The organism is Okeania sp. SIO2C9, from assembly GCF_010672455.1.
Taxonomy (GTDB): Bacteria; Cyanobacteriota; Cyanobacteriia; order Cyanobacteriales; family Microcoleaceae; genus Okeania.
Genome location: NZ_JAAHGO010000052.1, coordinates 20328 through 33895 on the forward strand (window position 1 = coordinate 20328; position 13568 = coordinate 33895).

Annotated in this window: 13 protein-coding genes; 3 read left to right on the forward strand and 10 right to left on the reverse strand. The window is 36.8% G+C overall.

Annotated features, from left to right (window positions below; genetic code table 11):
* Window positions 1-246 precede the first annotated feature (246 nt).
* The 3 genes from F6K23_RS28700 to F6K23_RS28710 form a co-directional block, all read right to left on the reverse strand.
* A complete protein-coding gene (locus F6K23_RS28700) occupies window positions 247-633 on the reverse strand; it encodes a DUF2272 domain-containing protein (protein ID WP_293162106.1) in 387 nt (128 codons plus the stop codon).
* A 298-nt stretch (window positions 634-931) separates the two neighbouring features.
* Window positions 932-1828: a D-alanyl-D-alanine carboxypeptidase family protein gene (locus tag F6K23_RS28705; protein ID WP_293162108.1), complete on the reverse strand. Its 897-nt coding sequence runs from the start codon at window positions 1826-1828 to the stop codon at window positions 932-934.
* Between the two features lie 276 nt (window positions 1829-2104).
* Entirely contained in the window at window positions 2105-2407 is a 303-nt protein-coding gene (locus F6K23_RS28710) for a DNA-binding transcriptional regulator (RefSeq protein ID WP_124144248.1), read from the reverse strand.
* 418 nt (window positions 2408-2825) lie between these two features.
* Here F6K23_RS28710 and F6K23_RS28715 point away from each other — a divergent pair, with 418 nt between their 5' ends.
* Both F6K23_RS28715 and F6K23_RS28720 read left to right on the forward strand, forming a co-directional pair.
* A complete protein-coding gene (locus F6K23_RS28715; RefSeq protein ID WP_367267850.1) occupies window positions 2826-3947 on the forward strand; it encodes an RNA-guided endonuclease InsQ/TnpB family protein in 1122 nt (373 codons plus the stop codon).
* Between the two features lie 8 nt (window positions 3948-3955).
* Window positions 3956-4090: a hypothetical protein gene (locus F6K23_RS28720; protein ID WP_293162110.1), complete on the forward strand. Its 135-nt coding sequence runs from the start codon at window positions 3956-3958 to the stop codon at window positions 4088-4090.
* A gap of 306 nt (window positions 4091-4396) precedes the next feature.
* On the opposite strand, the gene F6K23_RS28725 is transcribed toward F6K23_RS28720, so the two are convergent.
* Complete coding sequence (locus F6K23_RS28725) at window positions 4397-4810, reverse strand: SufE family protein (RefSeq protein ID WP_124144247.1); 414 nt, start codon at window positions 4808-4810, stop codon at window positions 4397-4399.
* Window positions 4811-5218: 408 nt separating this feature from the next.
* Here F6K23_RS28725 and typA point away from each other — a divergent pair, with 408 nt between their 5' ends.
* A complete protein-coding gene (typA, locus tag F6K23_RS28730) occupies window positions 5219-7009 on the forward strand; it encodes a translational GTPase TypA (protein ID WP_293162111.1) in 1791 nt (596 codons plus the stop codon).
* A gap of 413 nt (window positions 7010-7422) precedes the next feature.
* On the opposite strand, the gene F6K23_RS28735 is transcribed toward typA, so the two are convergent.
* The 6 genes from F6K23_RS28735 to F6K23_RS28760 all read right to left on the reverse strand — a co-directional run bounded on the left by F6K23_RS28735 (window position 7423) and on the right by F6K23_RS28760 (window position 13484).
* Window positions 7423-8148 carry a choice-of-anchor K domain-containing protein gene (locus tag F6K23_RS28735; protein ID WP_293162112.1) on the reverse strand — a complete coding sequence of 242 codons (726 nt, stop codon included), beginning with the start codon at window positions 8146-8148 and terminating at the stop codon, window positions 7423-7425.
* Window positions 8149-8387: 239 nt separating this feature from the next.
* Complete coding sequence (locus F6K23_RS28740; protein WP_293162113.1) at window positions 8388-9701, reverse strand: nucleotidyltransferase family protein; 1314 nt, start codon at window positions 9699-9701, stop codon at window positions 8388-8390.
* Window positions 9702-9960: 259 nt separating this feature from the next.
* Entirely contained in the window at window positions 9961-10875 is a 915-nt protein-coding gene (locus F6K23_RS28745) for a peroxiredoxin (protein WP_293162114.1), read from the reverse strand.
* A 172-nt stretch (window positions 10876-11047) separates the two neighbouring features.
* The gene (locus tag F6K23_RS28750) at window positions 11048-11713 is read right to left on the reverse strand and encodes a PqqD family protein (RefSeq protein WP_293162115.1); all 666 of its coding nucleotides are present in this window, start codon (window positions 11711-11713) and stop codon (window positions 11048-11050) included.
* 308 nt (window positions 11714-12021) lie between these two features.
* Complete coding sequence (locus F6K23_RS28755; RefSeq protein ID WP_293162116.1) at window positions 12022-12567, reverse strand: PqqD family protein; 546 nt, start codon at window positions 12565-12567, stop codon at window positions 12022-12024.
* A 26-nt stretch (window positions 12568-12593) separates the two neighbouring features.
* Window positions 12594-13484, reverse strand: coding sequence for a hypothetical protein (locus tag F6K23_RS28760; RefSeq protein ID WP_293162117.1), 891 nt, complete (start codon window positions 13482-13484; stop codon window positions 12594-12596).
* Window positions 13485-13568: the final 84 nt, after the last annotated feature.

Below are 13568 nucleotides of genomic sequence, written 5' to 3' on the forward strand. Positions count from 1 at the left end.
ATATTGCCAAAAATTAGTTTATACTTTGACTAAAAAAACTATTAATTAATCAATTGCTAGAATGATTAATCCAAAATTCAATTCAATCAAAAATCTAAAATCATTCGTCACTGTGCAACGCCATATTTTTTAAATACTATAGTAAGGAACGGGTTGGTGCTTGACATAGATTGATGATGAACCGTAAGACACCTTCATTCCTTGTTCCCTGTTCCCTGCTATATAAAATCAACAATAATTAGGTTTTCAGAGTAAATTTTTAATGACAACGAACCAAGGTCTTGATGTATCCTTTACTTGACGATTAGTGTCTAATTTTAAAGTTTTTAGAGTTACTGAATTACTGACATTCCCACCAATAATATCAATTTCATTTACTCTTTTTAATACAAGCAGATCGCAATGAGACTTGTAGTCAGTGGTGGTGTCATAATTAACCCAACTTTCATCCCCTGCTCGTGGTGCACAGACTAAATCTCCAACTGCAGGAGAAATTTCATCAATTTTATAGCCTTTAAAACCTGCGTCAGGCATATTGTTTTTGCGGTTTTTGATGGCCTCTCGGATATAAACAGAATGGCTAGAATTATATTTAAATTTATCACCTGCACCTGCTTTTTTGGGGTTGCACATTATGGAATGATATTGCCAAAAATTAGTTTAGACTTTGACTAAAAAAACCTAATAATAATGATTCTAGCAATTGATTAATCCACAATCCCATTCAATCAAAAATCTCAAATCATTCATCACCGTGCAACGCCCAAATAATTGTTGTAGGATTGACATCCTCCCGACGCTGCTCTGCGAGACAGCGCGGGATTCCCATCCATCAATAAATACAGTCTGTGCCATGTAAATTTAGATCATTGCTTGAGTTTAACTTTACAAGTTTTTTAAACAGCGTTCTGACAGGAAGTTTTGATATTACTTAATTCTCAAGATTACTTAAATCCTGATTCTCAGTTTGTCGATCTTCTTCAAGTGACCTAGCTTGTTCAAAAGTTTCTGAACTATGACTATCACCTACAAAGCGCCAATGCCAGGGTTCATAACTAATGCCTTGAGGATTATCTCTCGGAAACGATAACTCAAAACCATAATTACCTGCATTTTCTTGCAACCATTGGAAAGCTTTTGTATTTTCAAAACTAACTTTGAGATAACTATCTGGTACTCTAGCATCTCCAATGTCAATAGCATAGCCTGTATGATGTTCACTATAACCGGGAGGAGCACTAACTTCGGCTCGTTGATATGTTGCCTGTCCTCGCTTTGCCTTTAGCTCAAAAAACAAATACTCTTGATCTGCCAAAGTTCTAAACCCGGAAATAGGAACTAAATTAATATTTGTGGCCCAAGCTGCATCTGTCATAGCATTAAATCTTTCTGCTGCATTGGAGCGGAGTCTGATATTTTGATTGCCAAAAACTGGTGTTAGCTCCTGCCAAGTTGCTTCTTGATATGGCAAATGTCCAAGAATATTTTCTTTCTGCTGGATAGAAGGAGTCGGAGATGGTGAGGGGGTTACTACTGTAGGAGTTGGAGATGGTTCAACTAATTTTATGCCTAAATTTTGTTTGATTTGGCTGACAAAAGCTTTGTCTTGAGTTTGATGAAGTTGGAAGTGCAAACCAATACTAATTATCAGAGCGATCGCCCCTATACCTAATAATTTCCAAATCTGCCATTTTTTCTGAGGCTGAATAGGTTGCTGTTTTGAACTTTCGTATTCATCTCTTACGGCTTCAGGAATGTCATCTACTGGCAATTTCGGTTCATTTGGAGATTTTTTCTTAAATAGACCGAGCTTATTCAAAATTTTCACTCCTGCACTTTCACTGAAATCATCAATAATTAGAGTTTTGTTGATTGAGTTTTTGTCACCTTTGATACGGTTCCATCAGGCTTACTCTTTTTAGGACATCATCAAAAAATTGATACAAATTATCACAATGTGACATTTTCTGATCTTTTATTCCTGCTTCATCATATTTAGGTCTGATGAAGGTTTTGTTTATATATTCTCATGTTTTCATACTTTACTCAAGGCCAAAATTTTCATTTTTTCTATCACTTGCTGATTTTTCAATCACCAATTTCATTAATGGCCAGTTGCTGATTCTGCACTTTTTACCTCACTTGCTCCATTATTATTGTCGATCATTTTTCTTGGTCTACCTGGTTTGCGCTTGTGGCGTTGACTAATGGACTTGTCACTAGCTACTGCTAATTCTTCTGGAGTACATTTTAAAATATCCAGAATTTCTAGGTACTTTTGGGGAGTCATTGTTGGTTCTGTACGCCCCGTTTCCCAGTTACGAACACTGGTTTCGCTTATTCCTAGTCGATCTGCTACTTCTGCACGGGTAAGCCCCGCACGTTCTCTCAGGGCTTCCATATCCATATCTTTTATGTTTCCTCCAGCAATCATCTACAGTATAAGTTTTTTTGAAAACTAATTTAGAGAATTAATTAAACTACCTTATTCTAAACTTGTTAAAATAGAATTGTCTAGGTTTTTTTAAAAAAAGACTCAATTTATTATTTATAGTGTATATTGTCTGGTTAAGATCATCCCCGGCCATCAATCAAACAAACTAAGTTGTTTATTTGTTTAAAAGATTCAGGGCGGGTTGACCGAAAAATTGGGTTTCAAGCCTCGCCCTTCTAGGGCGACTTTTTGGTTGATTTTTGTCTATAAAAAATATGTTATCATATTGTTAATTTCTTTCCTCAGGTTATGAAATCTAGATTTAAGTACCGTATATATCCAACACGGGGACAAAAATACCGAGAGCGCCAAGCTATTTGGCTGTGTCCGTGTGGTTTGGAATGATAGTCTAGCTTGCTGTCAAGAAAAGTACAAAATAGGAGAGAAGAAACCTGTTAACTCACAGCTACAAAAACAGTTTATCACATCTGCTAAAAAGACTGAATACAGAGAGTGGTTGTCAGAGGTTTCTAACATACCATTACAGCAATCTTTAAATGATTTGAACCAGGCTTATCAAAACTTTTTTAAGTCAACCAGAGGCCAGAGAAAAGGCAAACCTATAAAACCTCCGCAATTCAAAAGAAGGAAATCAAGGCAGACTGCTAGGTTTACAAAGGGAGGATTTAAAGTTGGTCAACATAAAGTTTATTTGGCTAAGATTGGAAAGCTGAAAATAGTTTGGTCTAGAGAGTTACCTGCTGCTCCATCATCAGTAACAGTAATTAAAGATTCAGCTAATAGATATTTCTTAAGTTTTGTAGTAGAAATACAACCAGAAACCTTACCTCAAACTGATAATTCAGTAGGTATAGATTTAGGTATCAAAACCTTTGCTACATTTAGTGACGGTACAAAGGTTGATGCTCCTAAGCCACTGAAAAAACGAATTAAGAAATCAAGAAAGTTAAGTAAGTCATTATCTCGCAAAACTAAGGGGTCTAAAAGGTATGAAAAAGCACGAGCTAGAGTAGCTAAATTCCATGCCAAACTGAAAGATACAAGAACAGATTTTCTGCATAAATTATCTACTAAAATAATTCGTGAAAACCAAACAGTTGTTTTAGAAGATTTAAACGTTTCTGGTATGATTAAGAACCGTAAATTATCCAGAGCAATATCAGATTTAGGCTGGAGACAATTTAGAACACTCTTAGAGGGAAAAGCAGAAAAATACGGTCGTGATTTTAGAGTAATAAGTCGTTGGGAGCCAACATCTCAAACTTGTTCATGTTGTGGATTTAAAGGTGGAAAGTTAGACCTTTCAGTTAGGGAGTGGGAATGTTTGAATTGTGGTGCAAAGCACGACCGTGATGAAAATGCAGCAATAAATATATTAGTCGCGGGCGGGCAGTCCGAGACAAAAAACGGACGTGGAGACAAGCGTAAGACTAGCGCCAAGGTAGCAGCAGTCAATGAGACGTCAACTCGCCGAGGAGCTACGGCTCGGTAGGAATCCCCGTGCCTTTAGGCCGGGGAGGATGTCAAACATCTTTGGAGGACAAAAGTTTAACTCAAATTGTTGAAGAATGGATAGACTCTATACCAGAAACAGAAATTGAAAATGCTAAAAAATTCATAGAAAAGTCGTCCTAAAAGGGTAAGGCTTGAGACCCATTTTTTCGGTCAATGGGGATTACTCTCCCACCAATAGCATCCCATACAAAGTGCAGGTTTGTTTCATTCTCAGTTAATATATTGTGGGAACGGAGAGCATAAATACTATATTTTCAGAAAAAAGTCAATTATTTGTGTTTTCAATTATATATATTAGACCTCTCCAAAAATTAAAAATAAAATCTATTCTTATCCATAAATTATCAATTACTATTCCCTATTCCCTATTCCCTATTCCCTATTCCCTCTTTTCTGGAGATGTCTATTAGATAATCTTTAACTAGGTTATTTTGAATATACATTAGCTTGACTTTTCATCATTTGAAAAATATTATAAAAACCATTAGCACGGGAAGGAGTCAAACTTACTGCTAAACCTGTTTCTTGAATAAAATCTGGAGTTATTTGCTCAATTTCTTCAGGAGTTAATCCATTAATTCCTTCAATTAATAAAGCTACTAATCCCTTCACTAACTGAGCATCAGAATCGCCTTGATACCAAACTTTACCATCATTTAAATTCGCAGTAATATATACCTGAGATTGACAACCATAAACTTTGTTTTCTGGTATCTTTTCAGCTTCTGGAAAATCAGGTAATTTTTTGGCGTACCAAAGCAGTTGTTCATAGCGCAACTTATTAGAAGATGCCCGTTGGAATTTTTTAACAATACGTTCTAATGATGGTGGTAAAGCCATAGAGGGAATTTAGAATTTAGAATTTAGAATTTAGAATTTAGAATTTAGAATTTAGAATTTAGAATTGGGAACAAGCAAAAAATATTTATGCTAGGGCGTGTCATCATTTAAATCCCAGGCCCCTGTCACGGAGAGGTTTTGAGCGGTTGTGACTGCCGAGGCACTCACGGCATGAAATTCAGTCATAGCATGGCATCTAGAGCTAATTTATGACACGCCCTAGTAATTATACCATATTTACTAATTCTTACTAGGGAATTAGGAAATAGGGAACAAGCAAAAAATATTGACCCCGGCAATTATACGACATTCACTAATGCTTACTTTTGACTTTTGACTTTTGACTTGAAACTATCAGGTACAATAGTTAAATAAACTTAACACTAATAGTTGTAATAAAAACTTCTTATGTCTCTTCCTATTCGCAACGTAGCCATCATCGCCCACGTTGACCACGGCAAAACAACCCTAGTTGACTCACTCCTCAAACAATCCGGTATCTTCCGCGAAGGGGAAGAGGTTCCTGATTGTGTAATGGACTCTAACGACTTGGAAAGGGAACGTGGGATTACAATTCTTTCCAAAAATACTGCCGTAAGATACAAGGATACTCTGATAAATATTGTTGATACCCCCGGTCACGCTGACTTTGGAGGAGAAGTAGAACGAGTCCTCGGTATGGTTGATGGCTGTTTACTAATTGTTGATGCTAATGAAGGCCCAATGCCTCAAACTCGCTTCGTCCTTAAAAAAGCTCTGGAAAAAGGATTACGGCCTATAGTTATCGTCAACAAAATTGACCGTCCCCGAGCTGACCCCCACGCTGCTGTGGATAAAGTTCTAGACCTATTTATAGAACTGGGAGCAGATGATGACCAATGTGACTTTCCATATTTGTTTGCCTCTGGTTTGGCAGGTTACGCCAAAAAAGAACTGGATGTAGAGTCAACAGATATGCAGTGTCTCTTCGATGCTATTTTAGATCATGTCCCACCACCAGTGGGAGACCCTGAAAAACCTCTACAGTTACAGGTAACAACTCTCGACTATTCAGAATATTTGGGCAGAATAGTTGTAGGTAGGATTCACAATGGTGTGATTAGGTCTGGGCAACAAGCAGCTATTGTCAAGGAAGATGGGACTGTTGTCAAATCAAAAATTTCCAAACTAATGGGGTTTGAAGGTCTGGCACGTATTGACATTGAAGAAGCTGGTGCTGGTAATCTTGTAGCAGTTGCCGGATTTAATGATGCTAATATTGGTGAAACTATTACTTGTCCCAACGAACCTCAAGCACTACCTTTAATTAAAGTAGATGAACCTACTCTCCAAATGACTTTCTCTGTAAATGACTCTCCATTTGCTGGTAAGGAAGGAAAATTTGTAACTTCTCGACAAGTGCGCGATCGCTTGATGCGAGAGTTAGAAACTAATGTTGCATTGCGAGTGGAGGAAACTGACTCTCCAGAGAAATTTTCTGTTTCTGGTCGTGGGGAACTGCACTTAGGTATTTTGATTGAAACTATGCGTCGAGAGGGTTATGAGTTTCAAGTTTCCCAACCTCAAGTTATTTACCGGGAAGTCAATGGTCAACCATGCGAACCATTTGAACTTTTAGTAATGGATGTTCCTGAAGATGCTGTTGGTGGTTGTATTGAAAGAATAGGTCAGCGCAAAGGTGAAATGCAGAATATGCAGGTGGGTACAAATGGTCGTACTCAATTAGATTTTTCTGTTCCTGCTCGTGGTTTGATTGGTTTTCGGGGTGAGTTTATGCGTTTGACTCGCGGGGAAGGTATTATGAACCACAGTTTCTTAGATTATCGTCCGTTTATTGGTGAAATTGAAGCGCGACGCAATGGAGTGATTATTGTATTTGAGGAAGGTGTGGCAACTTTTTATGCGTTGAAAAATGCTGAAGACCGTGGAGTATTTTTTATTACTCCTGGTACAAAGGTTTATAAGGGTATGATTGTAGGAGAGCATAACCGTCCTCAAGATTTGGATTTGAATGTGTGTAAAACTAAGCAGTTGACTAACCATCGTTCTGCTACTGGAGATGAATTGGTGCAGTTGCAAACGCCTGTAGATATGAGTTTGGAGCGAGCGTTGGAATATATCGGACCAGATGAGTTGGTGGAGATTACTCCTGAGTCAGTTCGGTTGCGGAAGGTAAGTAAGAAGTTGGTGAAGCGATAATAGATTTAAGATGGGGAGATGGGGAGGTGGGGAGATAGAGACACCTAGAAATAAAAATCTATTGCACAGTTTTAGGTGTGCCACTCCACTGCAATAATACTTACCGAAAAATTGTGGTTTAAAGCCTCCCCCTTTTAACTATCCCTGATAAGGAACTCCTAAAACCCTTTTCTGATAGGGAGATGGGGAGATGGGGAGATGGGGGAGAAAAGACTCTAATTAAATAGGTTTACTCTCCTGAAATCTGCATTGAATGGCAAATACATAACTTTTCTATTTTGTCAAGTTTTATGTTAAGAAAGATGTTTATAAAGCACAGCCCTTTTAAGGGGATAATAAAGAAAAATTTTCGTGATTAGTCAATCCTATCCGTTTTAAAGGAGAGGTAATTATTAATTATTAATTATTAATTATTAATTATTGAACCCTACTCCCTCTTTTCTAGAGATATTTAATGAACCTGTTAAGAAAATACCAAATAAACCCAGAGCAATTATTGTTGTGGGTTCGGGAACATCAACCTTGATAATCTCAGCATATAATATTGCATTTGCTACTGAATCTTCTGGGGAATTAAACTCACTGAGAAAAGTATTACCACCGTCACTAGAAAAACCTGCTAATTTCAAGGTGTAATCTACTCCAGCAAAGTTAAAAGAATCATTTGTCAGACCATCAGCAGTAAAAAGAAGTATATCTCCATCTAAAACTGGGTCGTTATAAATATTAGGAGTATTGAAAATATTGAAGGTGTAGTTGAAGTTTTCTGCGTTGTTGAAAGGATTAGTAAAAGACAGTTCAACCTCTAGAGGAAAGTCTCCATTAAAACCATAGTAAGTAGCGCCATTACCATAGGTTAAATCACCAACAGCAAATAAAGTATTTACATCCGTGCTGAAACTTAAGCCATCATACTGAACATAATTTCTGAACGATGTAGTGGCAGCAATTCCCCAAGTTAATCTGTTATTTGTCCCACCGTTTTCATCTGAGAGAAATTCCACACCAGTAGATACAACGGGTAAACCCCAAGATCCAGATGATGTTCCAGAAAAAGTAATAGCTTGGGCGTTTTCTGTTGCTGCAAATAAGATAGTAGTAGTTGCTACTAAGGTTGTTAAAAGTTTAGGTATGTTCATTGCAAACTGTTCTGTTGATTTTTTATTTCTATTAGTCCGTTGTTTTAATAGACTTATCCGGAAAATAAAGATATAAGATCAATTTTATCACAGGAAAATCTAAGTAAATTTAACTACACATTCAGTTATTTAGTAATTAATATTACTTAAATAATAATTTTAAGTTTGCTAGTCCTAAACAGGTAAGGATATGAGTTGCTACATCCCTCTAATTGTCAGAAGGTAGACTAGAAAAATCATTACTTGTTTACCACTACCATTCTTTGTATAAACTTTTTTAACTTTGAAAATTCATCTTTCTGAGCAATAATTCTGATTGGACGCACAAAATAGTATAGAAAAGATAGTGATTTTGGTAATGGCAGAAATTCTTGATCTTTTGCACTAGGGACAACAGAAAAGTAAATGATATTACGAGCTTTTCGGATTCTTCGCCTGAAGCTTCTTGTATATAAAAGGAAAAAGTGTAGAATAGAATGGGGAGCACTGCTCAAAAAGCGAAAAAGAAAGTGCTCTAATTTTGTAGTTGGGGTACCTGGGGTAAATAAAAAACGTTTGCTTACTTGAGAAACAAGTAATTTAACAACTGGATCAGCTTTCTGGATTTTTTGCCCAATTGCTTCTGGAAAAGATACTCCCCAAAGTTCATTTATTAGTAAAAGAGCAAGGAATAGAAATTTCTTAATGCCGAGATTCTTTGAAGTTTCGATGACCATTTCCCAATCCATTTCTGGATAAACATAGATAAGTTGAGCCAAATCACATAGCCATTTTAGCTGTCTCCAACGATCCTTAGATCCATGTATACAGAGAATGACCATTAAATCCTCTGGGGGAAAGTGAAGTACTTTTTTGCCAGACAATTCCACTAATTCTAGTCGCTGCCAAAAAGGTTCAATATCAATGTCAAAAGGAATCATGCCACCACCTACATTGATATGCTTTGTAGCAATTTTCCAGTGCAGTTCTAGGAAAATATTTTTTTCATCATTAAATTTGTAAAATTTGTAGTTGTAATGAAACTTTAGTAATTTTGATTCTTTGGCAAGGGTTTGAGTTGGTGTTTCATATCCTTCAGCAAGAAGTAATGCTTTAGCTTTCAAAATATCCTGCTTGTGAATCAATATATCTAAATCACCCCATTGTCGAAATCCGAGATTACCATAGACTGAAGCAGCTAAAACAGCTCCTTTAAAAGGGATAGCTGGTATGTCATTAGTCTCAAATAGTTCAAGTAACTTAAGAAGTTCGCTAGTTAGGGTAAGATTGTAGCTAGTGGTAGCATAAAAATTATCTTTGAGTTTGCTTAAAGTTGCTTGGGGAACTGACTCTGGGCAAATTGTGTTGAGGTTCCAGTAAAGGAGTGGCATTACCCCCTCTAGATTTGCTATCTCGATCAAGTACTCCCAATCAATATCTTTTTGGAGTAAGTTTTTAAGCTTCTCAGAATTTTTTGCATCTAGGTAGGTTCTAGCACAGCAAAGTAATAACTCGTTTTCAGGACGATTATTTTTCATTGAAGACTGATTAAGGACTGGCGTTAAGGTAGTCACAAAGTTTTCATATATGATTATTGACTTGCGTTTCAAGCGTTGCTAAAGCGCGTGTATGATATGAATCTTAATTCTTTAGGAGTCAACCTACCCCTCGCCCCTCCCCCTCCCAGGAGGGGAAGTCAGGAGTCAGGAGGAAAGAAAGAAGAAGAAACCCCGAGTAGAAAGATAAAGTTTTTCGGGGAGTGTAAACAGAACGGAGTTCTATCGGGATCTTATCCGGACATGGTATCATACCTCAAATTACCAACGCCGCGTTTCAAGAGCTTATTTGTGTTTTGCTTTTGAAGATTGCTTTTTCGTAAATTTGTTTTATTCTGTCTAAATATTCTTCTGGTATTTCACCAATCCATTTTTCTGTGATAATTCCATCTTCAATTGATACAGCAGTAGGATAAGCATCTACCATATAGCCAAATAATAGTTTATCCATTGTGACTAAAGGAAAACGAACCATTTGTTCTTCCTTGAATTCGTCTAAATCTTCATTTTTAGCAGACATTATTCCTAATACTTGTGGTAAATCTTTTTGAGTATTCATCATATTCAAAAAAGGAATCCAACGTTTACAGTAAGGGCAATCTCGACTTAAGAAGACTACAAAATGAGAACCTTTTTGTAAATCATGAGGACTGTTTTTTAACCAACGGCGTTTCCAATGATTACCGATTTTCAGGCGAGAAAAATCTATTAATGGTTTCTCTTGAGATTTCCAAGCCATTATGCCAGTTATCAACATTACTATCAAGGTTAATATCCATTGCCAAGTTTGAGTTTGGTGATTGGGAATAGGATTTAACCAAGCAATTGTTAGTAATGTTAGATAAACTATGTTGAGTAAAATACTTTGCAGGGGAGTAACAATGACTATTCCTCCATAGCAACCACAATCTTCTGTTTTTCCTGTAGAAGTTGACCAAATAGTTAATATTGATAAAGCGATTAGTAAGACAATCGAACTAGGTATTAAAACTTGAGGAAATATATTGAGAATTAAACCTAATCCTAATGCAGATTCTATACCGATAAAGGCGATCGCTATTTGTGGAATAATGTTTGATGAGAATAAATTGTATCTGTAATTTTGTAAGATAAATTCTTCTGAGTTAATTGATTTAATTACTCCTGTAATCAAAAAGACTATACCAATAATGAATAAAAATAAATTTTTCATAATATATTATCCTCATATATTGAAAGTATGAATTATCGCTACTCCAGTTAAATAGGTGTTAGTAAATCAAGAGATGAAACCTTAAAGTATTGCCTTTATGAGTAAGAATTCAGGTCTAGGAATTTGGAATAGTGACTTTCCATCGTCTGATTAAATTAACAGCTTTTCACCGCTAGCGACAGGTTCCAGTAACGGTTTGTCCAGCCAATGGGGTAGCTGTACAAACACAACCCTGAGGACAATCTTTTATAATGGTAAAAAACATTGGATTACTGCCAAATTGAATTTCACACGAGCTACTCTCACAATTTTTGACACATCTTCTTTCTTTGTTATTAGGTGAAGATATATCACATTCTAGACCATCACAACAACTCCGATGTGAATTCGGTCGATCACATCTTTGCCCTTCTGTTAGACATTCTTGTGATAATGCCATCGCAGGTGCTGGTGCAACAATTGACTTAACAACAGGAAGCATAGTACCAACAGCAAACCCACCAACTAACACACCTGTCTTAACGACCTTCCGTCTTGAAAAACTTGCTATTCCTGTTGGTTGCTTTAGATACTCCTTAATCAGTTGATAACGCTCCAACTCTTCCAAAGTCAGCCAAACTAATCCTCTCATATCCACATCTTCAGTCTGTGAAACATCCAATTCTTTTTCTAACAATTGAGCAATATCTTTAACTGAATGCTGACCATCACAAAGCTCCCAAACTCTAGCTGCCATAGGATTTAAACAATGGGAACTATTATTGACTTCATCATAAACAATTACTTCGTTACCAACTGATTGAATTAGTAGTTTTTCGCTTCTTGCTACAGGTATCATTTTTATTTTTATTGCTTTATTTTTACTTGGTTCTTCCCAAGAATGCTCTAATCTTTACTCAGGTTAAATTACTCAAAGCTTTAAGATAAAGCTTTTTATAGCAGTGTATAAACTGGTTCACGTGGATTCGGCGGAGGCTAAAAGTCTTATTCTTTCGTAGAAAGCCTAACAATTTACGTTTTTATCGAACTGACGCTGGTTAAGTGTATTTCTAAGTCTTAATCTCTTAAAAAAACAACGCCAAGTGTACTTAAATAAACCTAAACACCGCTACATTTGACTTGTAGCCCCCGCTTTAGTCAATTAATTTACCCGCAAACACCATTACTACCATCTACTCCAGGATTTGGTGTATTACCTAAAGAACAATCTAATCCCTCTGCACAACCAGGATCTGCCAAATCAACATTGCAAGCTTCTCCTCTTTGTGCGCCAACCGCAACAGAAACGGCCATCGCAGGTGCTGGTGCAACAATCGACTTAACAACAGGAAGCATCGAACCAACAGCAAACCCACCAACTAACACACCTGTCTTAACGACCTTCCGTCTAGAAAGACTTGCTATTCCTGTTGGTTGCTTCAGATACTCTTTAATCAGTTGATAACGTTCCAACTCTTCCAAAGTCAGCCAAACTAATCCCCTCATATCCACATCTTCAGTCTGTGAAACATCCAATTCTTTTTCTAGTAATTGAGCAATATCTTTAACTGAATGCTGACCATCACAAAGCTCCCAAACTCTAGCCGCCATAGGATTCAAACAATGAGAACTATTATTTACTTGGTCATAAACAATTACTTCATTCCCAACTGATTGAATTAACAGTTTTTCACTTCTTGCTACAGGTATCATTTTTTTTATTTCTCCTTATTATGTAATTAATTCAACAAAGCTATAGCTATCTCATCCGCTTCACCACGCTTTCCTTCAACACATAAAGCATCAGCAACAGCACGAGACAAAATAGGTAAAGCAAACTCAGGACGAAGACGAGCAACAATAGTATTATCCAAAAGTGCTAATACCCCTTGACCAGCAGAAATAGAAGTCGGACTCCATTGAATTCCTGATCTATATTGAGTATGGACTACCATACCAATAGGTATTGGCTCAATTCCTGCCTTTCCACCTAATTCCTCCACAGAACATCTTTTAACTCCCTGACCCTCATCTTGCCTAATAGATAAAGGTCGAGCATAGGGGTGAACCAGTCCATTAGCATCCAACACAGCATATTCATCTGAATAATAAGTAGCTCCTGCCTTCACTAAAGCTGCGACTAGAGTTGTTTTACCACTAAAACTACGTCCAGGAATAACAATAGCTTTTCCTTGCCAACCAACAACCCCTGCATGAACGAACAATCTATCTTTAACTGCTATACCTATCTGCAAGCGTAAATCAGAGTCCAGAGTAGCCAAAGCTTCCCTTAGCTCAGTTGTCTCAGTTAGTTTTTCTTGATTACGATAAAGCTGATAATAACCATGGGTATCACAGCTATCAAGAGTTTTAGCCATAATCAGCGAATACAACTCATCTACAATAGGCGACGTAGATGACTCCCACCCAGGAGGTAGATAATTGGAAAGCTCTTTTAAAACTGTTGACTCATTGACCCGAATACCGATACGGATACCATAACTGACTAGAAACAATTGACCCTTCCACTGGATGTTATCTAATACCCCTAATTCAATATTGTCCTCAGCAGGACTTGTGAATTTATAAGTAGAAGTAGGGCAACCATAATGTAATTGAGCCTCACTCATCTTTGATTTTATTCCTGAGAATGTAATTTAATCATTTTGTCAAGCCTCAAAATATTTATAGATAATAGATATAAGTTAGTTTGG